The organism is Candidatus Poriferisodalis sp. (genome assembly GCF_965219595.1).
Lineage (GTDB): Bacteria > Actinomycetota > Acidimicrobiia > Acidimicrobiales > Poriferisodalaceae > Poriferisodalis.
This window is the reverse complement of the sequence record NZ_OZ244781.1, coordinates 1,890,207-1,912,788: the sequence shown is the minus strand read 5'-3', so window position 1 is coordinate 1,912,788 and position 22,582 is coordinate 1,890,207. Positions and strand designations below refer to the sequence as shown.

Genomic DNA, 22,582 nt, shown 5'->3' with positions numbered 1-22,582 from the left:
TCGGCGGTTGGTCATGGCATGGTGAGTACCGCAGCGCCAGCCGCCTCGGCGCGTTCGACAGTGTTCCGGTGGCAGGTCAGCAAGATGGTCTGGTGCTGCTCGGAGAAGTCCCTCAGCACGCCGATGCATCGCTCGGCACGATCATCGTCGAGGCCGACAAGCACATCATCGAGAATCACCGGCAACCGCACACCGCGCGCCATTGACTGCTGTTCGATTGTGGCGAGGCGCAGCGCCAAGTACAGCAGCGATTGAGAGCCAAACGACAGTCGGCCGGCAGAGTGCTCGCCGTGAGGCCCCTCAACCAAGAGACTGGCATTGCGGACAGACGCCTGGGCGCCGTCGGACGCGAACGGGTCAACGGTCACGTTGGCCCAGTCGGCCACCTCGGCAGCCAGTGCGCCGGTGCGTTCCAGCAGCGCCGGCTGGCGGGTTCGCCGATGGTCCTCGGCAGCGTTGTGCAAGAGCCTCGCGGCAAGCCGACTGCTGATGCCCTCCATCACGCTGTCCTCGATGCGCGCGCGCAATTCGCTGCGCTGCAGGTTCACCCCAGCACTGTGAATATCAGGCGACTCGAGAGACTTGCGTTCGCCCATCAGATCGGTGACGGTTTCCGATTTGTTTGCGAGCTCGTCCTCTAGTGCCTGACATTCGCCTTCCAACTCGCCAACCAATGCGCCCAGACTGCTCGGGTTCTCTTCGCAGACGTGACGCATGGCAATCTCGTCGTATCGAATGGCGCGCTGCAGCTCATCGGCAGCCCGGCGAGATGCCTCGGCTGCCCCGTCGTACCGATCGACTCTCTCGGCGACAGCATCAAGTCTCCGTTCAGCGTCAGTAGCGTCCTCGACTCGAAATACACCACTCGAATGCGCCTGCTCCTCCGAGGCCAGCGTCGATTCACAGTGACCATCTGCAAACAACCGACGCAGTGTTTTAAGTCGTCTGGCCGATGTCAGTGCAGCAGCGGCGGCATCATCGGCACCCGACTGCGCTGCCCGCACCAGCTTGAGATGTTGCACAGCGTCGGGCTCGAACTGCGCAATCAGTCTCGTCGGCACACCGAGCGCCGATATCGAGTCGCGGTATTCGGCACTGCGGTCCTCGAAGAGGCTTCGCTTGGCCTGCGCGTCGGCGTCAGCGTCGGCGAGCCGGGAGTGGGCGGCATGTCGCTTCTCTTCCGTATCGATCAGCCGCTGTGCAAGCCGGACTCGCTCCTCGTCGAGTCCTGACCTCGAACGCCATGCCCGCAGCAGAGATAGCAGCGTCGCTCCGGTGCCGACCGCTGCGATCACTGCGGTCCGCCAATCGCCTCGCAATGCCAACAAGACCGTGACGGCTGCAACGCAACCTGCACCGGCGAGGCGAGTTCCCGTCCCAACCAGCCGTCCCAGCATGGTGCGGTCGGCAGTCCTGCCTTGGATGTCCCAGCCAGCGTCATGCCCTGAGCGGGCCTCGCCCAATCTTGCAATACGTTCAGGGGACCGACTCCGCGGATAACGACGGTTCCACTGCGACCGCTGCTTCTCTGCCTCCGTGCTCCAATGCTGCAACCTCGCCTTGCGATCACTGAGGTTGGCCTTGGCGGTCCTGAGTTCCCCGGCCGCATCCAGTAGGCGCCCTTCGGAGAGCTTGGCCGAATCGACCCCGGCTTCGCCCAAAGGAGGTCCGTCAACAAGCGCAACCCAATCGCCGTGAACTGCGCTTCGTGCGCTCTCGCTCTGTCGATAGGCGGTCTCGGCATCGCTGTTCGCAGTCTGCAACGCCCCGATTGCGGCTTGGAACTCGGTGGCTCGACCAAGCAGCTCTCGCTCAGCAGCCGATGGCACAGGCATGTCTGCCAACTCGGCCTGCTTGTCTGCCAATGATGCGACCAGGCCTTTCTGAAACGCCTCCAGCGCCAGACGCGCCGAGTGCAGCGAAGTTTGCTGACCCTGAAGCTGCTTTTGGAGTTCTTGTTGATCGCGGCGAGCGATATCCAAGTCGCCGTCGATACTGGCCCACCGCGACTTCGTCCTCGCCAACTCAGCGAGCCGGGCCTCGCAGGACCTGACGCGATCCAGCAGTTCGCGCGCGGATCCACGGGCAGCCCTGCCCTTCCGGCGGCCCAACACGTCACCAGCCCGGCGTTCAAGCTCGTCAGCCTTGGTGAATGGGTTCACACCGCCAAAAACTGCCCGAATTGACACCGTCTCTTGGAGGCCCGAACCGTCGGCGACATCAAGCGCCTCTACCCAGTACAGGTGCCGATAGCTGTCCAGATCACCACCGCCCAGTCGGGCGTTCAGTTGCGCGCGCTCGAGCCGCGCGCTGCCAACCACAGCTGAGAACGACTCAGCCGCGACACGCCGAGAGGCGGCGCTCGGCACCTGCATCGTCACTCTGAACTGCACGGCATCGATGCCCAGCTGTCCTTCCATTCGGGCGGCCAGCCGGTCGCCTGCTGCACCGAATCGGTGCTGGAGCTCATGCGTTCCAGGTCCTGCGATCAACCATGCCAGTGCCGCAGCAGCGCTGGTCTTGCCCGACTCGTTCGGTCCGAAGAGCACCACCATGGATTCATGCGGCAGTGCCAAGTCGAACCCGGAAGCCCGTCCCCAGTAGTCGGTGACCAGACGTCGAACCTGCAGCGATTCGCTCATGACCCTTCCGCCACACCATCCGCAAAGATCTCAAGCAGGAGTTCTTCTGCCAACGCGAGTATGTCGTCGAGCCGTTCCGGCCGTTCCGCAATCATCTCCTCCCACACCGACGCGACCTTCGACGGAAGCTGCTTGCCGAACTCGCTTGCATCTGCTTGGGCGCGCCCGGGTTTCTCCAATCCGCTGGAGTCATCAGCGACGGACTTGTCATGAATCTGCTTCCGACACATCTCCAATTCACGCAACACGTCGGCTCGTAGATCGTGTCCAGCCAGCACAGACTCACGATTGACAGCAGCCCGCACGGCCATCTCGACACGGCACAGCCCGCCGCCGTTGAGGCGATCAGACAACTCGTCGGCCATGTCGGTCAAGAGGGGGGCATCGCAATCGCGAACTGCATCGCGTAACCGTGCTGCATCCGCGTTGTGCCCTGTCAACCGCAGCTCCCAGGCAACTGGCAGCGCTGAGTGCTCACTTCCCAGCTTGGACGCTTCATCCGTGATCTTGACGCAGACATCTTCGATGGTGTCATCAGGACCCACCTCGACCTTGCTGCGCGCGAACCGGACTTGGTCGCATGGCTTGAATGCCGGCTTGCCGACTTGCCCGCTGTCGACCGGCACAACCAGAGCGCCCTTGAGTTCGCACTCGGAAGGCTTGAAGCTGCGACCTTGCAGATTGCCGCAGTACGCAGCCCATGCGCCGCCCGGCAATCGCCGCACGGCGCGCTTGTGAATGTGCCCCAATGCCCAGTAGTCGACGGGTGCGGCGTCGAGGTCATCCCACGAGCACGGGGCGTATGGGTCGTGTCCCGGATCTGCCCCGACGTTCGCATGCAGGACCGCGACGTGCGCGGCCGAATTCGGCTGTCGTTCGATCTCACCGAAGCACAGCGCCAGATTCTCGCGTTCGTGTCGCTTTCCGAAGCTGACGCCACTGACTTGCACCAAGTCGCCGCTGTGGCGCAATTCGACCTGGTGCGATTGCGGCCTGCCAGGCTCGAAGCGTACGACTCGTTGCGGCAGGTCGCCGACCTGCCGGAAATCGCTACTCAGAGGGTCGTGGTTGCCGTGGCAAATGAATACGTGCACGCCTTCTTCATCAAGTCGGCGGAGTCCTCGCTGAAAGCGCAGTTGCACACCGACGTCGGCTATCGCATCGTCGAAGATGTCGCCGGCCAGAACGCAGAACGAGGCCCTCTCGTCTATGCAGAGCTGCACGAGTGCGTCCCATGCCTGCCCAGCACGGTCAGCCAAGTCCTTCCGCTGCACTTCGCGGAGGTATCCCAAGCTTCCGAGCGGCGCATCCAGGTGGAGGTCGGATGCGTGCACGAAGCAATCCGCCATGAGCGGGATGCTATGCGGCGCGCTGCTGGGCAGCGGCCGGGCGGAGGTTCCTGCCCAGACTCAAGGCTGGTTGCCTAGCATCGCTGCGATGTCTACCGACCTTGCCGGCGACGGCACCGACAATCGCACGCCGATCGATGGCCCCGATGCGGCCGTGCTCTATGAGGTCGCGGGCGGCGTGGCAACGATCACGTTGAACCGGCCCGACTACCGCAACGCGCTCAGCGTCGAGATCGTGAACGGCGTCGGCGATCACTTCGAAGCGGCACTGGCCGACCCAGGGGTGCGAGCGATCCTGTTCACGCACGTCGGCAACACGTTCTGCGCTGGCGCGGACCTGCGCGCCGCCCAACCCGGTGTGCCCCAGCCCACACTGCGCCACAACTTCGTGGAGATCCTCGAGAAGATCATGACCTGCGACAAGCCCGTAGTGGGCCGGCTGGCAGGTCACGTCACCGCCGGCGGTGTGGGGCTGGCTGCAGCGATGGACATCTCCATCGCCGCCGACGACGCCATCATCGGCTTCACCGAAGTCCGCATCGGCGTGGCGCCCGCGGTGATCTCGGTGGTCTGCCTGCCGAAACTGCGCCGAGCCGATGCCAGCGAGCTGTTCCTCGAAGGCGAGCGGGTGCCGGCCCCCCGAGCGGCCGCGGCCGGGCTGATCAATCGAGCGGTGCCGCGCGACCAGCTCGATGACGAAGTGGCGGCAACATTGCGTCGACTGGTGCGCGGCGGTCCCAATGCGCTGGCGAACACCAAGCAGCTCGTCGCGAGGGTGCCGCAGATGCCCCGGGACGAGGCTTGGGAGTGGACGGCCGAATTGAGCCAGCGGCTGTTTCAGAGCGATGAGGCAGCCGAGGGCATCGCCGCATTCCGCGAACGCCGTGATGCCAGCTGGGTCCCGCCCGAATCCTGAGTTCGGCTGATCCGCGCCGGATCGACTCCGGGCGGTAGCGTCGGCCGTCGTGAGCGGGCAGGTGCATCTCGAACGCGACGGCCACGTGGGCCGCATCATCCTCGACCATCCTGAGCGGCACAACGCCATCAGCGCGCAGATGTGGAACGGCATCACCGATGCCGCGACCGAGCTGGAGAACGACCGCGAGATCCGGGTGGTGGTGATCCGCGGTGCCGGTGAGCGCGCATTCGCGGCAGGCGCCGATATCAGCCAATTCGGCGAACAGCGGTCTGACGCGAGCGGCAACCGCGACTACGACGACACGACGTCGAGAGCGCATGCCGCGCTGCTGGGACTGTCCAAGCCGCTCATTGCTGCCATCCACGGCTATTGCATCGGCGGCGGTCTCGCAGTGGCCCTCACAGCCGACCTGCGCGTCGCGGCAGAGGATGCGCAGTTCACGATCCCCGCAGCTCGCCTCGGGCTCGGCTACGGCGCCGCAGGGATCGGAACGCTGATGCGGCTGGTGGGACCGTCGGCCGCGAAGCGCATCTTCTTCCTGGCCGATCGCTTCGGAGCGCAGGAGGCCCTGCAGATGGGTCTCGTCAACCGGGTGGTGCCCAAGGCGCACCTCGAAGCGTCGGTGGAGGAATGGACCGATCTCATCGGCCAGAACGCTCCGCTGACCATCGCTGCCGCCAAGGCGGCGCTGACCCAATGGCAGAAACCGGAGTCCCAGCGTGACTTCACCGAGGTGGAGGCAATGATCCGGGCGTGCTTCGACAGCGAGGATTATCAAGAGGGCGTCGACGCGTTCATGAACAAGCGCCGCCCGGACTTCAAGGGCCGCTGAGCGAGTCGCCTGCTTCCATGTCGGCGACGAGTTCGAGGTAGGTGCTCAGGCGCTCGGCCGCCAGCTCGCCGGATTGCACCGCAGCAATGACCGCGCAGTCGGGCTCGACGGTGTGTGAGCAGTCGGCGAAGCGGCAGTGCTGAGCGAGCGCCGTGATATCGCCGAATGTCTGTCCAAGGCCGTCGAGCACGGCCGCCGCTGCCGGGAGACCCAGATCGCCGCTCCAGGGAATCAGATCCTGCAGGCCCGGGGTGTCCACGAACGTCCCGCCGTCGGGCCCGCCGACCGGCACAAGCTGGCGTCGCACCGTCGTATGGCGACCGCGGCCGTCAGTACTCAGCGGGGCGACAGGCATCACCTCGGCTCTGGCGAGCCGATTGACCAGTGATGACTTGCCGACCCCGGACGGGCCGCTGAGCGCGACCGTTGCGCCGTCGCCGGCCAGGGCGCCGAGGCTGTCGAGCCCGCGGCCGTCGAGTGCGCTGGTTGCCAGGATCGGGACCTCCGCCGCTGCGGAGCCGAGCCTGCGGCGCAGTGCATCGACGGTCGCCTCGTACTCGACATTCGACACCGTGTCGATCTTGTTCACGACGATCACGGGTCGAGCGCCACCGCCGAATGCCGCCGTGAGGTACCACTCGATGCGGTGGCCTGCGGGGTCTGACGCCGCCGAGTCCGCAGCAGACCCACTGCCGGCGGGTGAGGGGGTGGTGACGACGGCGAGCGTGTCGGCATTGGCTGCCACCAGTTGAGGTCGTGTCCGCGGGCCGGCTGCGCGACGGCACAGCAGCGATGTGCGGTCGAGCACTTCGGTGATTGCCACGCGACGATCGCTTCGGGGTTCGATTGAGCGGACAACCCAGTCGCCCACAGTCGGATAGTCGAAGGGTGAGCGGGCTGCGCGACGCCCGGCGGCATCGAGCGCTCCGGTGACCTCGCCGGTGCCGTCGACGAGTTCATAGGCGCCGCGATGCTCGACCGCGACACGGCTCACGCAGTGACCCGCCGGGACCTGGGGCGCCTGGCCGGGACGCCGGCGCCAACCGAGCTGCCCGAGCGTCGGCACGGCCGGTGATTCGCCCGCTTGCGGATCGGTGCTGTCACTCACGGCGCAGCCACACCTCGTCGTAGCGACCGACGCCGAGTCGCTGCCCTTCGATCACCCTGCCGTCGGGAAGCGACACCCGCCCCAGCCCTTCGACATCCGCCGTCGCCGCCACCACGCTCGACGAATAGGCCAGGAACACGTAGGGAGCTTCGTTGGCGAGTTCGGCCATGAACTGTGCGACGGCGTCGCGCCGGTCATCTCCGGCGTCAGTCGACTTGATCAGGCTCACCAAGGCGCTCAAGTGCTCACCGCTGAGATTGGACGCGTTCAGCGGCGTGGTTCGCACCGGGCCGACAGCGGCCGATGCCAGCACCGCCGGATCGGACTCGCCGCCGACACGCCAGCACGTTGCGCCGAAGTCGCCAGCGAAGGAAGGGCTCTGGACCACCGAGCCCATGGCCCGGCTGATGAGTCCTGTGCGCGCCAGCGTCTCGACGTCGACATCGACGAGACCGGTGCTCTCCCACTGGCGCTCCAGTTCGGCGGTCATCCGGCCGAGGGCGAGGTCGTTGGTGCACAACACTCTGATGCGCACAGGTTCGCCGGGATCCCGGTCGTCGGATCGTTCGGGATCCTCCGTGTACTCACGCAGCAGCGAATGGGCGCGCTCGGCGTCATGTGTCGGCCAGGCCGCCGCGACCTCCTCCGAATACCAGATGCTTGCGGGCGACCACCACTGCGTCGCGGCCAGCCAATTGACATCTGGGCCGAGTGCAGAAACAAGTCGGGACTGGTCGGCAGCAGCCACCAGCGCTCGCCGCACCCGAATGTCGTCGAGCGGGGCGCGCAGCAGGTTGAACAGCACCACGCCGGCGTTGTCGTCATATCGCTGGACGGCGGCGAGCTGGCGGCCTGCGCCGTCGGTCGCCGCAGCCACCGCCGTGGACAGCTCGGCCGATCTCGACATCAGGATGTCGCCGCGGCCGTCGAGCAGTGCTTCGAGACGTTGCCGCTCGTCGGGCATCTCGGTGAACACGATGTCGTCGGCCCACGGCAGCGCCGCGCCATCTGCCGCGGTGCGCCAGTAGTCGGGGTTGGCCTCCAAGACCGCCGGTGCCCCCACCGACCAGCGCCGGAACACGAACGGCCCGGTGCCAACCGGTGCTCTGGCGAAGGTCTCCGGCTCGGCCTCGGCGGCGACCGTCGAGAAAACCCGCCCGACGGGGCCGGCCAGCGCAGCGGGAAGGCCGGCGTTGGGTTCGCCCACTTCGATGACCAGCGTGAGCTCGTCGACGACGATGACCGAGGTGATGCGGGCGTCGCGCAGGTGGCTGCTGCTGGCTCGACCCGAGCGCAGGTAGTCGTCGATGCCGGTCTTGACCGTGAGTGCATCCAGCGGCTCGCCGTCGGTGAAGGTGATGCCCGGGCGCAGCGTGACCGTCCAGCGTTGCAACGACGGGTCCGCGGACACCGACTCCGCCAGCCACGGTTCCACCGAGCCGTCGGGCGCCACGACGGTGAGCGTCTCGAGCACATGGTCGAGCACATTGCGGCACGACCATGCGCAGACGTGATCCCACGGTGTCCAGCCGGTGATGGGAGTGGGATCAGCGGCCAGCAGCACCCGCAGCGTGCCCCCCCGGCGTGGCCCGGCGTCTGGCGACTCCGGTGGCGCAGGCGCGACCGCCGGCGCTTGCGACGTTGCAGGTGCGGTCTCGACAACAGACGTATCGCCGGGAGCTCGGGTCGCACGGGGGGCGCTCGTCGGCTCGGTCGGCTCGTCGGCACCGGGGCTGCACGCCGACGCCAACAGCAGCACTGCGAATGCGACCGCTGTGGCACGTCGGGAACTCAGCGGCCCGGGCCTTTGCTGCTCGTGACCCATGAACGCGTGCCGACGTTTGCGCTGTGCACCGTTTCTGACGCTAGTGGCGCGGTGGTCGCGGTCGGCCCCGAGGGCTGCACGCCCTGCTGGCTGCGCCGCGGACGCTATCGAGTCGCGGCGCTGATCATTCCGACGAGATCGCAGGCAGTGCGCACACCGTCTCCGAACGACCCGGGCTGGCGTGACACCAGGAACTTGCGGTGTGCGCCAATGAGACTGGCCGTCTCATCGAGTCGGGCCATGTCCGCGCCCTTAGGATGGGTGGTCAGCTTGATCTCGATTGCCCAGACTTCTCGGCGAACCCGCAGCACGAGGTCGATCTCTCGACCGGTTGCGGTCCGCAGATGCCACGCCTCATGGTCGTGTCCGGCTTGGCTCAGCGCAGTCAGGACCTGGTCGATGACGTATCCTTCCCAGCTTGCCCCCACACCCGGCAGCGAGGCGAGCTCGTCGTCGATGCCCAAGCCCGACAGGCTGTGGAGCAAGCCGCTGTCGCGCCAGTACATCTTCGGGCGCTTGGTGAACTGCTTGGAAGGGTTGGCGCTGTAGGCGGGAAGCCGGCGGATCAGGAAGGCGCCTTCGAGGTAGTCGAGATACGCATTGACCGTGTGGTACGAGAGGCCGAGGGCCCGCCCGATGTCACTGGCGTTCCAGAGTTGGCCGTGGCGAGCCGCGAGCAACCCGAATAGCCGCCGGGTGGTCTGGGGGCCAGACGGCAGGCCCCACGCCGGGAGATCACGCTGAGCCAGCAGTGTCAAGTAGTCGCGCTGCCACTGGGGGAAACCGTGGCCGTCGAGCACGCCACCGTCGGGAAAGCCCCCGCAACGCCACAGCCGCTCAGCGTCATCGGGAGGCAACTCTCGCAGTGACAACGGCGAGAGTTCCACCACGGTCAACCGTCCGGCGAGCGATTCGGAGACATCTCGCATGAGGGCCGGCGAGATCGATCCGAGCAGGAGGAAGCGTCCATTGCGGCGTCGGTCCGCATCGATGGCGCCTCGCAGTCGCGGAAAGATCTCCGGCGAAGCCTGAGCCTCGTCGATCACGACCAATTCGGATGCGGCGGTGACGTCGGCCCACTGCAGATCGAGTCGCAAGCGGTCGGTTTCCTGCTCCATGTCGAAATAGTGACTGCCCAGCGAACGGGCCAAGGTGGTCTTCCCGCACTGGCGAGGCCCGACGAGCGCGACAGCGGGGTACCGCGACAGTCGCTGATGCAGCAGTGATGCGGGGGTCCCCGATGCAATGGCCCGTTCGATCATGCTGGCAGGCTAACGGTCGAATTCTACTTTCATACATTTATTTTTCTGTTTTTCCTCCACAATATTTCTCGTTTCACCACGGCGGAATTCTGTTGCACGCCTCGCGTCGTGTCAGCATTGCAGCGGCCGCCGCGCTATCGTGTAACGACCCCTCGCTAGATGATTGGTTCCAAGGGGTCAGTGGTCGTAGTGGGTGAGGGTGCGTGCTGGCAGGTGGGGGTGGTGGGTTCTGTTGTGCCAGATGGCGGCGGTGAGAGCGAGGATGCGTGCCAGGACGCGCACGGCGACGCCGGCGCGGGTGCGGCCGTTGTGGCGTTCGAGGCTGAGCTGGCCTTTGAGGGTGTCGCAGACCGATTCGATGATCTGGCGGAACGGGCGCAGGAACCGCTGGTGGGGGCGGGCGGGCTCGTTGCGGGCGGCGGGCCGGATGAGGGTGATCCCGGCGTCGTTGAGCCGGTTCTCGAAGTCTTTGCTGCGGTAGCCCTTGTCGGCGATGAGCGTCTGGCCGGGGCGGGCCAGGTCTGCGTGGTCGATCATGGCGGCGCAGGTGTCGCGTTCGTCGGCCTTGGCGCCTGCCAGGGCGAAGCTGATCGGCAGCCCCGCCGGGGTGGTGATCAGGTGCAGTCGCAGCCCCCAGAACCAGCGCGAATGCGACGCGCACCAGCCGTATTGGGCCCATCCGGCGAGCTCGGAGCGCACCGCGGTGGGTCGGCTCGTGCCGCACGGCACCGGCGTGGAGTCGGCCAGCCACACGTCGTCGTGCCAGTCCGGGCAGTCGCGGGCCAGCGCTGCTGTGACGTGGCCGATCATCTCGCCGGCGCGGCGCAGCCGCTTGTTGAAGCCCTCTCTGTTGGGCAGGTACGGGAACCACGGCCGCAGGTGCTGATGAGCGAAGCGCACGAACCCGCGCTCGGAGTCGTACCCCAATAACGCCGAGATCACCGCCAAAGTGACCAGCTCCGCGTCCGACAGCTTCGGTGCGAACCCCACACGGGGCCGCCGCGGCGCCCAGCCGGGATTGTCGGCCAACAGATCGTCAATCCTCACATACAGTGCCGTCGCGAGGGTGTCCAAGTCCGGGTTCATGCCCAGGTCCTCCAGGATCGAGGTGCAGGTACACACCCCGAGCTTGGACACCCTCACCCCACCAACAGCGGACCCCCCACCCCTTGGAACCAATCATCTAGACAATGAGGAGCCCGTTCCGGTCGGGTACGTCCGCTGACCGCCCGAACCCATCATCAACCCGGAACTCATCATCAACAAGGAGTGCGCCTCATGTCCACCGGTTTTGCCGTTGTGCTCGGATTGCTGATGGGCCTGACCGCTGGCGCGGTCGTCGTATGGGCCGTGCTGTCCCGCCGGTTGGCACAGGTGGCGCACGAACGCGACACGGCTCGCGACGAGTCGGCGGGGCAACGCGACGCTGTCGCTGAGTTGCGGGCCGAGCTGGCCTCGGTGGAGGCTGATCGGGCGGCGCGGGTCGAGACGATGGCGAAACAGCAGGCGGAGATCGAGAATCGCTTCAAGGAGATTGCGGCCCAGGTGAGCGAGACGACGCGCGACGCCTTCATGAAGGAATTCCGCGACCTGAGCACCGAGCAGACCAAGACGGCTGGCAAGACGGTCAAAGAACTTGTCGAGCCGATGCGGGAACGCCTGGCGGAGTTGCAGGAGCACGTGGACAAAGCCAACAAGGCCCGTGTGGAAGACACGGCCAAGGTGTCGCAGAGCGTCGATCAGCTCGTGTCGGAGACAAGCGGCCTGCGCCAGATCCTGCGCGACTCCAAGATGCGAGGTGCATGGGGCGAGCAGCACCTCCGCAATGTCATCGAGGCTGCCGGCATGAGCCGCCACATCGACTACATCGAGCAGGCCACCGTCGGCGAACTCGGGGCCGAGGGCCGGCTGCGACCCGACGTGGTGGTCAAGGTGCCGGGCGGGGCGAGCGTCGTGATCGATGCCAAGACGCCGTTCGCTGCCTACGACCGCGCCGTGCAGTCTGCGGACGAGGCAGAGCAGCAGCGGGCCCTCGCGGAGCATGCCGCCGCCCTCATCGAGCGGGCCAAGGAACTCGGCGACCGCGACTATGGCCGGTGGGTGTCCGGATCTCCCGATTTCGTGCTCATGTACGTGCCGACCGACCCCATGCTCGACGTGGCCATGGACGTCGACAGCGATGTCTGGCAGAACGCCTGGCACCGTCACCGGGTGCTGATCGCAACCCCGGGCTTGCTCATTGCATTCCTGCGGACCGTCGCACTAGCCTGGCAGCGGCAGGACATCGCCCGCAACGCGGAGACGGTCGCCAAGCTCGGCAACGACCTCTATTCCCGGCTCTCCACCTACCTTGAACACGTCGACAAGATGGGTCGCGGCCTGCGCAGCGCGGTCGGTGCCTACAACGACAGCGTGGGCTCCTTGCAGAGCAGAGTGCTTCCGCAGGCGAAGCGCTTCCGGGACCTGGGTTCGGTCACGGGCGGCGACGAACTCGATGAGCCCAATCCCATCGAACTTGATGTCCGTGCGGTGACAGCGGCTGAGTTGGAGCCAGGTCAGGGTTAGGCCGCCCCAATCTCAGAGTATTTCGATGCTCACGAAACTCCTGCAGTGGCGTCGGTGATGGCTTGCCAGACGCGTTGGGGGGTGAGCGGCATGTCGATGTGGCGGATGCCCAGGTGGGCGACGGCATCGACGACGGCGTTCTGGACGGCCGGCGTGGCGCCCACGGTGCCCGACTCGCCGATGCCCTTAGCGCCGAGCGGGTTGATGTGCGTGGGCGTCTCGAGCACGACGCGGTCGAAGAACGGCAGCTCTGCGGCAGAGACGATCGGATAGTCGGCGAAGTTCCCGGTGAGCGGGATGCCGTCGGCGTCGTATACGAACTCCTCGTACAGCGCCTGGGCCGCACCTTGTGCGAGGCCGCCGTGCACCTGACCCGCTGCGAGCAGCGGGTTGAGAATGGTGCCGGCATCGTCGCAGGCCACGAGCCGGCGAAGCTCCACCTCGCCGGTGTGGCGGTCGACCTCCACCACGGCGACATGGGTGCCGAAGGGGAACGTGGGTGCTTCGGAGTCGAACACCTCCTCGGCATGCAGCAGGCGCGGCCCCGCAGCGTTGTCGCCATCTGAGTCGTCGTCGTCGCCCCTTGATGCCTCAGCGGCCGACGCGAGGTGTTCGGCGATCGCCGTCCAGCCCACCGACACCGCCGGGGTGCCTACGACGTGAAATGCGCCGACGTCGGTGTTGAGCGTGATGTCTGCCGGGTCGGCTTCCAGCAGCGTCGCGGCCACCGAGCGGGCCTGATCGACCAGCGTGCCGGAGGCTTCCCAGATGGCCGTACCTGCCAGCTGCACCGAACGCGAGCCGCCGGTCACCTCGCCACGGGGTACCTCGTCGGTGTCGCCGTGGACGATGTCGATGCTGTGCATCGGCACGCCGGTGCGGTCGGAGATGAGCATCGCCCACGAAGTGTGGTGGCCCTGCCCGTAGGGCGATGAACCGGTGCGAGCCACGATGCGGCCGCCCGCAAGCAGTTCCACTGCCCCGTACTCGGAGCGCCCGATGCCTGCGGTGCGCTCGACGTAGGTCGCCAATCCGATGCCGAGCAGCTTGTTGTCGTCGCCGCCTGCACGGCGGCGGACCTGCTCTGCACGCAGTTCGCTGTAGCCGGCCGCGTCGAGCGCAGCATCCAGGCTGGCTTCGTACGCGCCGGTGTCGTAGGGCATGCCGGTGCGGGTGGTGAGCGGGAAGACCTCGGGCTGCAAGAAGTTCTTCCGGCGCACCTCGGCAGGGTCCATGCCGATCTCGGCGGCGAAGACGTCGACCGCACGCTCGATGGCCGCCGCCGCTTCGGGCCTGCCGGCGCCGCGGTAGGGACCGGTCGGTGTGGTGTTGGTGAGCACCGAGACCGAGGTGAAGCCCAGCGTGGCGATGTCGTAACAGCCCGCGAGCATCGCCCGGCCGTTGTTCGGCAACGCCGCGCCCATGTTCCCGTAAGCGCCGGCCTGCTGGACCACGTGCACCGCAAACGCCGTGATGCGCCCGTCGCGGGTGCCGCCGATGCGGCAGTACTGGATCTGCCCGCGGCCATGGACAAGACCTACCATGTCGTCGGTGCGCGAGGGCGCCCACATGACCGGCCGGCCGGTGCGAGCTGCCAGCCAACCCAGCAGCGCCTCCTCGGGATGCGGGCGAGCCTTCGCCCCGAAGCTCCCTCCCACGTCGCGCGAGAGCACACGCATCTGTGACCGGTCGAGTTCGAGGATCTTGGCGAGACCGGCGCGCACCGGGTGAGGCCCCTGGCCGGCATTGACATGGTGCAGGCGTCCGTCGTCAGCCCAGCGGCTCGCTGCAACGCGCGGCTCCAGCGGGCACGGTGCGATGCGGTTGTTGATCGTGCGGACCTCGGCGACCGCCTCGCATGAATCGAAGTCGGCCTGCTCGCCGTCGAGCGACATGCGGATCACGACGTTCGGTTCGGCCATGCCGTCGAACAGTGCTGGGCCCTCCAGTGCTGCTTCAGGATCGACGAGCGCCGGCAGCGGCTCGTAGTCGACGATGACCAGCTCCGCTGCATCGATCGCCGCGGCCGGACTGTCTGCCACCACGACGGCGACAGGCTCGCCCACGAACCGCACCCGCTCGGCGGCCAGCATCGGGCGCACGATGGCGGCGTCAAAGGCCGGGTTCGGCGACGGGTAGGGCTCCAGATTGACATCGGCTGCGGTGACCACATCGACCACACCGGGCGCGCTGCGAGCAGCGTTCACATCGAGGCCAGTGATCTCAGCGTGGGGAACCGTCGACGTCACGTAGCAGGCGTGCGCCATGGGCTCCCACTCGGCATCGGCGGTGAGGTTGGCGACAAACCGGCCCCGGCCGCGCAGCAGCGACTCGTCCTCGCGTCGAACCACCGATGTCCCTCGCAATGCCATGAAATCCCTCGCTCCGTCTCTCGTGGTCGCGGGTGCCGCGGCCAGCGCCCCGGCGATTGTGGCATGTCGGTTGCCGGGGCACCCGCGTCACACCGCAGCAGCGTCGTCACGCCCATGACGAGGTTCCTAGTGAAGCGTGGCCCAGTGCCGAGCCGGCGCGAGGCTGGGCTACCAGACCGCTGACGGGTCGATGGAGAGCACTTCGACCATTTCGGCGTGCAAGGCCGCAAAGTGCGCCGAGCGCTGACCTGCGCGGCCGCTCGCCGCTGCTGCGTTGGCGCTGTCAGCGGGCCACTGTGGCTGGTGCCCCGCGCTCGCCACAGCCTCGTCGACCGCACCCTGCCATTCGGCACGCTGGTCGCTCATGCTGCGATTCATCACGCCGTCGGCGAGGAGTGCATCTTGCGAGCAACCAGGCGGGAGCTCGAACAGCTCGCACGCCAACGGCGTGAATCGATCGAACAGCGGGAGCAGCTGCGACCGGCCTTCCTCGGTGCGCAGCAGCCGTGACAGCAACCCCGACGCGTGGCGCAGGTGCGATCGTTCTTCGGCTAGGGCACGACGCGCAACCGCGCCGAGGGCTTCCCACGAGGAGTTGGTCAACGCTGCCCAGCGGACGGTCTCGGCGGTGTCGTACAGGAAGTGCCGGACCAGGGTTTCGCCCCAGTCGCGGCACGGCAGCTCGGTGAGGTGCGCGCTGCGGTACTCGTGCGGCTGGCGTCCATAGGCCAATGCGTCGATGTCGTCTCCGAGCAGCCCGTACAGCGCCCGAGCATGACCCAGCTCGTCCTGGCTGATCGACGTGAGCGCCAGATCCTCCTCGAGGAACGGGCCGACGGCGATCCACCACGCCAGGTTCTGGCCGATGCACAGCTCGTCGTCGGCGAGCGCCAGCACCACTTCGCGCGAGCCGTGCGTGTTTGCTGAGGCCGAGTCGGTCATGAGGCTGGTGGGTCTCCGGCCTGCCGCAGATCCCGCAACAGCGCGCCGTCGTTGTGGCGGTGAGGACGGTCTGCCATCTCGAGCTCGACAGGGTCGGCGACCAGCAGGTCCTCGCGGGCCACCACCCACATCTGGTCTCCCTCGGAGCGCCGGGTGTAGCAGTCGCGGGCAAAGCTGAGGGCCAGATCGTCATCGGGTGCCTCGAGTGCGCCGACATGGGTGAACGGATCCTTGCCAGGACGCTTGAGGAACACCTCGTAGGTCTTCATGCCAAGGCCGGGCTAGCTGGCGCCGCCCCAATGGCGGCCGGAAGGTCAACCCTGCCGACGACCTCGATCGGGTTGCGGCAGCTCGGGCACCATTCCACGCTGCGGCATGGCGTCGGCCCAAAGTCCGATCGGTGCTCCAGGGCATCGTTGCCGCAGATAGGGCAGCTCGCAGCCGCGGACCGGCTTCGCACTGCCACTGAATACTCTCGAGCGAGGAAGCCCACTGCGGAAGGCGCGATCCGATCCGGCGTCCACACGGGGTCGTCGACGAAGGTCACTTCGATCGAGACGTCGGCACCTGCACACGCCCTTCGCGCGGCATCGGTGACATCCCGCGCGATGACATCAAGCGCAGGGCAGCCGAGCATGGTCGGCACGAGCTCGATCCGCACGGTCGAACCGCAGTCACTGCTGCTGACACGTTCGAGGATCCCCAACTCCGCGATGGTCACCTCCGGATATTCCGGGTCGCACACCTGCGACACGGATCGGCGGACAGCCGCGACGACGCCAGCGGGAACCGCTCGGCTCATGCAGGCACCGCCGCGGCCTCGTCCAGCGCGGAACGCACCCACGCTGCCCCGTCCCAAGCACGGCGCGCGTCGTTCAAGCGGCGAGCGCTGTCGGGACCACGTCCCGCAATGGCCGCTTTCAGCGCATCCCAGTCGATCTCCCCGCTGACCCAACGGCCAGTCTCCGGGTCCTGGTGCAAGTCCGGGTCGGGAATCGTGAAGCCGGCGGCGGTCAGCTGCGGCACCATCTTCTGCACGAACCGATCCCGCAGATCCTCGTTGCGCTCAGACTTGATGTGCCAGCGCAGCAGCACGTCGTCGGGCCTCGTGTCGGGGCCGAAGAGCTGCACCGACGGCCACCACCACCGGTCGATGCCTTCCTGCATCAGCTCGTGCTGCTGGGTGGTGCCCTTGGCCATCTTCAGCAACAGCTCCTCGCCGTTGCGCATGTGGAAGCCCTCCTCGGCGATGATCCGCCGCAGGATGCGCTTGTAGGGCCCATAGCTGCAGTTCTTGAAGACGGCCTGCTGGCTGGCGAGCGCCGCCGCATCGACCAGGTACGCAATGGCGATCTGATCGCCCCACGAGTACGCCCGGTAATGGAAGACGTTGTGAAACGTGGTGCGCCCCGCAAGCAGGTCGGCGGTCATCTCGTCACGGGTCTTGACGCCCATGTCGGCCGCCACCATGTACAGCAGGTGCGCGTGGCCGATCTCGTCCTGAGTCTTGGCCAACGCAGTCAGCTTGTTCGTCAGTCCCGGTGCCTTGGCGATCCAGTCCCGTTCGGTCAGCCCGCCCATGTACTCGCTGTTGGCGTGCAGCTCGATGAACCGGAACACCGCCTCGCGGTACGCGTCCGGCATATCGTCGTCGGGCTCCACCAGCCCGCCGTCATCCAGAAAGGCCTCGAAGTCCTCCATCGAATCCCAGCTGCGCATGCACGCCTCCCTGCCGAGGTGAACAACCCGAATGCTACGCCCGGGGTGTCGCTGCGTTGCCCGCGCGGCCCGCTAGGCCGACGTGGGCCTCGCCGTAGCCAGCGACGACCACGCGCCCCATCCCTGAACATTCTGTGCTCTGACGCGAACCCTGTAGGTCTTGCCGTTCGTCAGGGACGAGAGCACCGCGCTCAAGTCCGTCAGGTCGGTGTGAGACACAGGCGTCTGCCAGCCGTCGCCGACAGCGGAGCAGTCGTCGTCGGTGTCATTGCAATACGCCACTTCGTACTCGTCGATGTCCGAGTGGTTCTTGGCGGGAGCCGTCCACGCCACGCTGATCTGTGCATTGCCGGCCGTCAGTCGAGGCGTCGAGGGCGGATTCGGTGCACCCGGTGTCGCCGTTGCTCCGTCCGTCCAAGCACTCGCGCCATGGCTCCTGCTGATGGTGCGCATCTCGACGCTGTGCTCATTGTCGTTGGTGAGCCCAGAGATCGGGTAGCGCGTCGAACTCGCACCAATCGTCCTCATCGTCCAGTCGTCGTAATCGCTGGTGCAGTCCTTCGCAGTGTCCTCGTTGTCGCAGTACCGCAGCTGGAAGCTCGTGATTGTCGACCCCCTGGCGTTCGGCCTGGGCCACGTCACGATCAGCTGTCGATTGCCTGATGCCAGCGTCAGCGTGGGTGCATCGGGCGCGCCCCTCGGCATGCCCATGGCGGACTCCGACCACGGACTCTCACGGTTGTCGTCGGTCGTCGCACGGACCCGCACTTGGTACGCGGTGCCGTTGATCAGGCTTCCGATGGTCGTGCTCGTGCTGTCGTCGGAGTGGGCGTGCGTCTCCCATGTGGCGGCCCACGTCGGATTCGAGGCACAGGTCAGGACCGTCGTATCGGAGTTGGTCGCGAGGCACGCCCGGTAGCGCACGTCATAGCCGTCGATCATCGAACCGTTGGCCCGCGGCACGATCCAATTCACGGTCAACGCCGTGTTGCCCGTGGTCACCCGGGGCATGGTGGGTGCTGATGGCGCGCCCACAGGCGTGCCGACCACCGGCGTCTCGGTCCACGGCCCCCAGCCCTTCTCGTTCTGGGCTCGCGCTCGCACCTGATAGGCGGTGCCATTTGTCAGGCCGGTGATGATCCTCGACAGACTGGCGCCGGTATCGCCGTGAAGCCGCCAGCCCCCCCACGTCGGATTCGTGGCACAGGTCTTGACAGCGGCATCAGAATCGGTCGCGGTACAGACCCGGTAGGCCACCTCGTAATGCTCGATCGTCGAGTCACGATCGTCTGGCTCTTCCCACGCGATGCGCAGCTGGCGATCGTCGGACTCCGGTGCCTCAATGACCGGAGCAGCAGGTACCGCTGCCGGGATGGCCGACTTGATCGGCGACCAGCCGCTGTTACCAGTGGAACTCGTGGCCCGAACTTGAACCTGGTACGCGGTGTCGTTTGCCAGTGAGGAAATCGTGGTTGTCGTGGTGCCAGCGGCGACGGTCGTCGACATCCATTGCTGGTTCCACTGTGGGCTCGACGTGCAGTCCTTCCGTGTCGCCGTGCAGTCGCGGTACTCCACTTCGTAGCCGGTGATGGTCGAACCATGCGACGCCGGCTCGTTCCACGACACCACGAGCTGCATGTGGCTTGGCTCCAAGGTCAACCCTGTCGGTGTCGACGGCGCCGCCAGGGGGATGGTGCTGACTACGGGCGACCACAGCCCGACGCCGTTGGCGTTACGGGCTCGGACTCGCACTTCGTACTTGGTGCCATTGGTCAGCCCAGTGATCGTCGCAGCGGTGCTGGTCGGCGCGTAGTTCCGCTCAGCCCAGTTCCCCCATGTCGGGTTGGCGCCGGTGCAGTCGCTCGGCGTCGCTGTGCATGCCCGGTGCCCGAGGATGTATTGGGTGATCGCCAGCCCGTTGCCGCTTGGCTCGCCCCACGAGAGGCTGAACTTCCGGTCGCCCGGGTTGATGTTCGGAGCGGCAGGAGCGTCGGGCCGCAATGACGGCGTACCCGACGCAGACGAGGACCACGGACCGTCGCCCACGCTGTTGGCAGCTCGGACGCGCACCCTGTACGTCGTGCCATTGCTCAGTGTGCTGATCGTGTGCGTGGTTGCCGGCGGGTTTCCGCTGACAGTGCTCGGCGATGACCAATCTCCGTCGATGCTGCAATCGGCCGTGCTCACGCAGTGCGAGACGTCGTAGCGAATAATGGCCGAACCGTTGTCGGCTGGTGCCTTCCACGTCACGTCCAGCGTTTCGTTGCCCGGGGTGAGCGTGGGCGTCGCGGGCTTGGCCGGCTTGCCGAGCGGCGTTGATTCTGCGGCTGGCGAGTACGGCCCGACGCCGTTCGAGACCTGGGCCCGCACCCGCACCTGGTACTTGGTGGCATTCGCGAGGCTTGTGATCGTCAGCTCGAGGTTGGTGAGGTCGGTGTGGCTTCTCGTCTGCCATCCACCCCAGCGCGGATTCTGGCTGCAGTCCCTCGGCGTCGCCGTACACGCCCGGTACTGGACGCTGTAGCCGTTGATCGTGGCGCCGTTGTCCGTTGGCGCAACCCACGTAGCGACGATTTGGCGGTCACCGGCCGCCAGACCCGGCGCATCCGGGGCGTCTGGCAGGGCCCTCGGCGTGGCCGACCTGACCGACGACCACGGCCCCAGGCCCAGGCCCGCACCGCCGAGATCGTTGATGGCCCGAACGCGCACCTTGTAGGCCATGCCATTGTCCAGATTGAGGATCTCGTGCCTGGTGTCGGTGCCGGAGTCACTGGCATCCGTCCAGTCGGTTGAGCTGCTGGCACAGGTGCCGGTGCAGTACTCGACGTCATAGCCGGTGATGTCGAGACCGTTGTCGGCCGGCGCAACCCAGGTCACCACCAGCGACTGGTGGCCGGCCTCCACGGTTGGAGTGCTGGGCCTCGCCGGCACCGAGACCGGCGTCGCCTTGCCGGCGGTTGACCACGGGCCCACGCCGTTGGAGTTCCTGGCCCGCACCTGCACCTCGTAGGCGGTGCCGTTGACTAGCCCAGTAACCGTCACGATCTTGCCGGTGCCTGAATGGCTGCGTGTCCGCCAGCTGCCCCACGTCACGTCGTCGTCATCGGACTCGCAGGTCCGCACCGTCGTGTCGCCATCGGTCGCCATACAGGCCCGGTACTGCACGTCGTAGTCGGTGATGGCCGATCCCGAATATCCGGGCTCGTTCCATTGCACGAGGATCTGCCGGTCGCCGGGTGTCAAGTCGGGAGCACGCTCGAAGCTCGGCAGCTCCTCAGGCGTTGCCGACTGAGTTGGCGACCAGTCGCTCTCGCTGCCGCCGCTGCGGGCGCGCACCTGCACCTCGTGCTTGACGCCGTTGCTCAGCTTGGTGATCGTCGTGGTAGTGCCGGTGCCTTGATGGCTGTGGGGCGTCCAGCTGCCGCATGTCAGGCTCAAACCGCACGTCCGATATCGAACGTCGTAGCCGTCGACGGTCCCGCCGCTCGGGGGCGTCGAAGGCGCCCACGTCACCTTCAACTGCTCGTTTGCGGCCTCCACGGTCAGGCTGGCCGGAACCGAGGGCCGCCCGGTCTGCACTGCCGGTATGCCCTGCACGATCTGCGACCATGAGCCAGGCCCGAAAATGTTGCGGGCCCGCACCCGCACTTGGTAGGCGGTGCCGTTGGCGAGCCCGGTGATGGTGGTGCTGGTGCTGGTACCGGAATGCGCATGTGCGGTCCAGCCGCCCCAGCTTGCGCCGGACGTGCAGGTACTCGGCGTGGCCGTGCACGTGCGGTACTCCACCACGTAGCCGGAGACCGCGGCACCAACGGCGCTGGTGGGTGCCCTCCACGACACTGACAGACCGGCATTCCTGGCAGTCGCCGTGAGCGACGTCGGTGCGCTCGGCGGTTCGGTGCCGATGGCCGTCAGCGTGCCTGCCGCGGCACGGGCCGCAGTGTCGATGCGGTCCGACCCGCTGATCCTGTGCAGAGCAGCCGTGGGGGCCAGCGCGCGCAGGCGGGCATGCAAGCTGGTGTCGAGCGCCGCGCGCCCGCCGACCAGCACGATCGCGCGCGGCCGCAGCTCCTGGATGCGGCGCTCGGTGGGAGCGGTCAGCGCGCTCGTCTGGGAGTACAGCACTGCTCCGCCGGCGGTGATGGCCGCGTAGGCAGCGGCAACTCCCATATCTGCCGGACTCCACCCGTTCGCGATCACCAGGGTGGTGGAGAGGTTGGGCGCGGCCGCTGCTGCGGTGTCGGTGCGGGACGCGCCGCTGTGGCGCGGCACGCTCTGCACCGACGGAGCGAGCTCTCGGACACGATCGGCGAGCGATGCTGCGAGCACCACCGTGCCTCCGACGAATTCGACCTGCAAGGGCTGCCGTTCGCGGATGATGCGTTCGGTCGGCTCCGTCAGGTCGTCGGCGTTGGCCAGCAGCACTGCTGCGTTGGACCTTGTCGCCGCCAAGGCAACCGCCACGCCTGTGTCTGCGGCGCTGAAACCGTTCGCCACGATGAACGTGGTGGCGTTCGACGGCACCGCCTTCGCAGCCGTATCGAAGCGGTCGGCGCCCTCGATCCGCCGGACTGCGGCACCGCCGACCAGTGCGATCACCTCATCTTGCACTGCGGTTGACAGCGCAGCCGTGCCGCCGACCAGGATCACTGCCGACGGCTGGCGGTCTCGGATGAAGCTTGCAGTACGGGCGGTGAGCTCGCTCGAGTTCGCATAGAGCACCACGGCGTCGGATTGGCTGTCGCTCTCGAGGGCTGCGAGGGCCGATGCAACGGCTGAGTCGGCAGAACTCCAGCCGTTGGCGATGACCACCGTGCCGATGGACCGAGTCTGCGCCGACGCCGCGGGTGCCAGCACGGCCGCGATCAGCACCAGAACGGCAAGCATCGTCGTGCCTCGGCGCGCGCTCCGGCGCAGTGCCGAGCAGGTGCGCATCAACCGCCCCGTGAGTGCGTGAGAGCCGCCCCAAAATCGCCGGCGCAGCCCGCTGAACGGTCCAAAACGCGTCAGTGCAGGCATCACGTCGGACTCTGTTTCTCGCCAGTCT

15 protein-coding genes and 1 pseudogene are annotated in these 22,582 nt (G+C 67.0%); 3 read left to right on the top strand and 13 right to left on the bottom strand.

Going from position 1 to position 22,582, the window contains the following annotated elements; translation table 11 throughout:
* Window positions 1–11: 11 nt before the first annotated feature.
* The 3 genes and pseudogenes from ACOQPE_RS08505 to ACOQPE_RS08495 all read right to left on the bottom strand — a co-directional run.
* Window positions 12–2,642 carry an ATP-binding protein gene (locus tag ACOQPE_RS08505; protein WP_420608499.1) on the bottom strand — a complete coding sequence of 877 codons (2,631 nt, stop codon included), beginning with the start codon at window positions 2,640–2,642 and terminating at the stop codon, window positions 12–14.
* Window positions 2,639–3,358 (bottom strand): hypothetical protein, encoded by a 720-nt coding sequence (locus ACOQPE_RS08500; RefSeq protein ID WP_420611415.1) that lies wholly within the window; start codon window positions 3,356–3,358, stop codon window positions 2,639–2,641. The genes ACOQPE_RS08505 and ACOQPE_RS08500 overlap by 4 nt, the downstream gene beginning before the upstream one ends.
* A 75-nt stretch (window positions 3,359–3,433) precedes the next feature.
* Window positions 3,434–3,991: pseudogene (locus ACOQPE_RS08495) on the bottom strand (metallophosphoesterase family protein); the annotation flags it as partial.
* An 88-nt stretch (window positions 3,992–4,079) separates the two neighbouring features.
* On the opposite strand from ACOQPE_RS08495, the gene ACOQPE_RS08490 reads away from it, so the two are divergent.
* Window positions 4,080–4,907 (top strand): enoyl-CoA hydratase/isomerase family protein, encoded by an 828-nt coding sequence (locus ACOQPE_RS08490; RefSeq protein ID WP_420608498.1) that lies wholly within the window; start codon window positions 4,080–4,082, stop codon window positions 4,905–4,907.
* A 49-nt stretch (window positions 4,908–4,956) separates the two neighbouring features.
* A complete protein-coding gene (locus tag ACOQPE_RS08485) occupies window positions 4,957–5,742 on the top strand; it encodes an enoyl-CoA hydratase (RefSeq protein WP_420608497.1) in 786 nt (261 codons plus the stop codon).
* On the opposite strand, the gene rsgA is transcribed toward ACOQPE_RS08485, so the two are convergent.
* From rsgA to ACOQPE_RS08465, 4 genes are all read right to left on the bottom strand, one after another.
* The gene (rsgA, locus tag ACOQPE_RS08480; protein WP_420608496.1) at window positions 5,729–6,850 is read right to left on the bottom strand and encodes a GTPase RsgA; all 1,122 of its coding nucleotides are present in this window, start codon (window positions 6,848–6,850) and stop codon (window positions 5,729–5,731) included. The genes ACOQPE_RS08485 and rsgA overlap by 14 nt on opposite strands.
* On the bottom strand, window positions 6,843–8,414 hold the full coding sequence (locus ACOQPE_RS08475; RefSeq protein WP_420608495.1) for an ABC transporter substrate-binding protein: 1,572 nt from the start codon (window positions 8,412–8,414) through the stop codon (window positions 6,843–6,845). Before ACOQPE_RS08475 ends, rsgA begins: the two co-directional genes overlap by 8 nt.
* Window positions 8,415–8,779: 365 nt before the next feature.
* Window positions 8,780–9,937 (bottom strand): ATP-binding protein, encoded by a 1,158-nt coding sequence (locus tag ACOQPE_RS08470; RefSeq protein ID WP_420608494.1) that lies wholly within the window; start codon window positions 9,935–9,937, stop codon window positions 8,780–8,782.
* A 177-nt stretch (window positions 9,938–10,114) separates the two neighbouring features.
* Window positions 10,115–11,023, bottom strand: a complete 909-nt coding sequence (locus ACOQPE_RS08465) for an IS982 family transposase (RefSeq protein ID WP_420611352.1) — start codon at window positions 11,021–11,023, stop codon at window positions 10,115–10,117.
* A gap of 192 nt (window positions 11,024–11,215) precedes the next feature.
* Between ACOQPE_RS08465 and rmuC the strand changes: the two genes are divergently transcribed.
* A complete protein-coding gene (rmuC, locus tag ACOQPE_RS08460) occupies window positions 11,216–12,502 on the top strand; it encodes a DNA recombination protein RmuC (protein WP_420608493.1) in 1,287 nt (428 codons plus the stop codon).
* 29 nt (window positions 12,503–12,531) lie between these two features.
* Here rmuC and ACOQPE_RS08455 read toward each other — a convergent pair whose 3' ends face one another.
* From ACOQPE_RS08455 to ACOQPE_RS08430, 6 genes are all read right to left on the bottom strand, one after another.
* On the bottom strand, window positions 12,532–14,874 hold the full coding sequence (locus ACOQPE_RS08455) for a xanthine dehydrogenase family protein molybdopterin-binding subunit (protein ID WP_420608492.1): 2,343 nt from the start codon (window positions 14,872–14,874) through the stop codon (window positions 12,532–12,534).
* A gap of 168 nt (window positions 14,875–15,042) precedes the next feature.
* The gene (paaC, locus tag ACOQPE_RS08450) at window positions 15,043–15,816 is read right to left on the bottom strand and encodes a 1,2-phenylacetyl-CoA epoxidase subunit PaaC (protein WP_420608491.1); all 774 of its coding nucleotides are present in this window, start codon (window positions 15,814–15,816) and stop codon (window positions 15,043–15,045) included.
* Window positions 15,813–16,085 carry a hypothetical protein gene (gene paaB, locus ACOQPE_RS08445; RefSeq protein ID WP_323671741.1) on the bottom strand — a complete coding sequence of 91 codons (273 nt, stop codon included), beginning with the start codon at window positions 16,083–16,085 and terminating at the stop codon, window positions 15,813–15,815. Before paaB ends, paaC begins: the two co-directional genes overlap by 4 nt.
* Window positions 16,082–16,618: an iron-sulfur cluster assembly protein gene (locus ACOQPE_RS08440; RefSeq protein WP_420608490.1), complete on the bottom strand. Its 537-nt coding sequence runs from the start codon at window positions 16,616–16,618 to the stop codon at window positions 16,082–16,084. The genes paaB and ACOQPE_RS08440 overlap by 4 nt, the downstream gene beginning before the upstream one ends.
* Window positions 16,615–17,535 (bottom strand): 1,2-phenylacetyl-CoA epoxidase subunit PaaA, encoded by a 921-nt coding sequence (paaA, locus tag ACOQPE_RS08435; protein WP_420608489.1) that lies wholly within the window; start codon window positions 17,533–17,535, stop codon window positions 16,615–16,617. Before paaA ends, ACOQPE_RS08440 begins: the two co-directional genes overlap by 4 nt.
* Window positions 17,536–17,607: 72 nt before the next feature.
* Window positions 17,608–22,422, bottom strand: a complete 4,815-nt coding sequence (locus tag ACOQPE_RS08430; protein WP_420608488.1) for a fibronectin type III domain-containing protein — start codon at window positions 22,420–22,422, stop codon at window positions 17,608–17,610.
* Window positions 22,423–22,582: the final 160 nt, after the last annotated feature.

Coding starts and splice junctions, on each gene's coding strand:
- ACOQPE_RS08505 (WP_420608499.1), bottom strand. CDS start 2,642: ATGAGCGAATCGCTGCAGGTTCGACGTCTGGTCACCGACTACTGGGGA.
- paaC (WP_420608491.1), bottom strand. CDS start 15,816: ATGACCGACTCGGCCTCAGCAAACACGCACGGCTCGCGCGAAGTGGTG.
- ACOQPE_RS08430 (WP_420608488.1), bottom strand. CDS start 22,422: ATGCTTGCCGTTCTGGTGCTGATCGCGGCCGTGCTGGCACCCGCGGCG.
- ACOQPE_RS08465 (WP_420611352.1), bottom strand. CDS start 11,023: ATGAACCCGGACTTGGACACCCTCGCGACGGCACTGTATGTGAGGATT.
- ACOQPE_RS08490 (WP_420608498.1), top strand. CDS start 4,080: ATGTCTACCGACCTTGCCGGCGACGGCACCGACAATCGCACGCCGATC.
- rmuC (WP_420608493.1), top strand. CDS start 11,216: ATGTCCACCGGTTTTGCCGTTGTGCTCGGATTGCTGATGGGCCTGACC.
- ACOQPE_RS08440 (WP_420608490.1), bottom strand. CDS start 16,618: ATGAGCCGAGCGGTTCCCGCTGGCGTCGTCGCGGCTGTCCGCCGATCC.
- ACOQPE_RS08470 (WP_420608494.1), bottom strand. CDS start 9,937: ATGATCGAACGGGCCATTGCATCGGGGACCCCCGCATCACTGCTGCAT.
- paaA (WP_420608489.1), bottom strand. CDS start 17,535: ATGCGCAGCTGGGATTCGATGGAGGACTTCGAGGCCTTTCTGGATGAC.
- paaB (WP_323671741.1), bottom strand. CDS start 16,085: ATGAAGACCTACGAGGTGTTCCTCAAGCGTCCTGGCAAGGATCCGTTC.
- ACOQPE_RS08455 (WP_420608492.1), bottom strand. CDS start 14,874: ATGGCATTGCGAGGGACATCGGTGGTTCGACGCGAGGACGAGTCGCTG.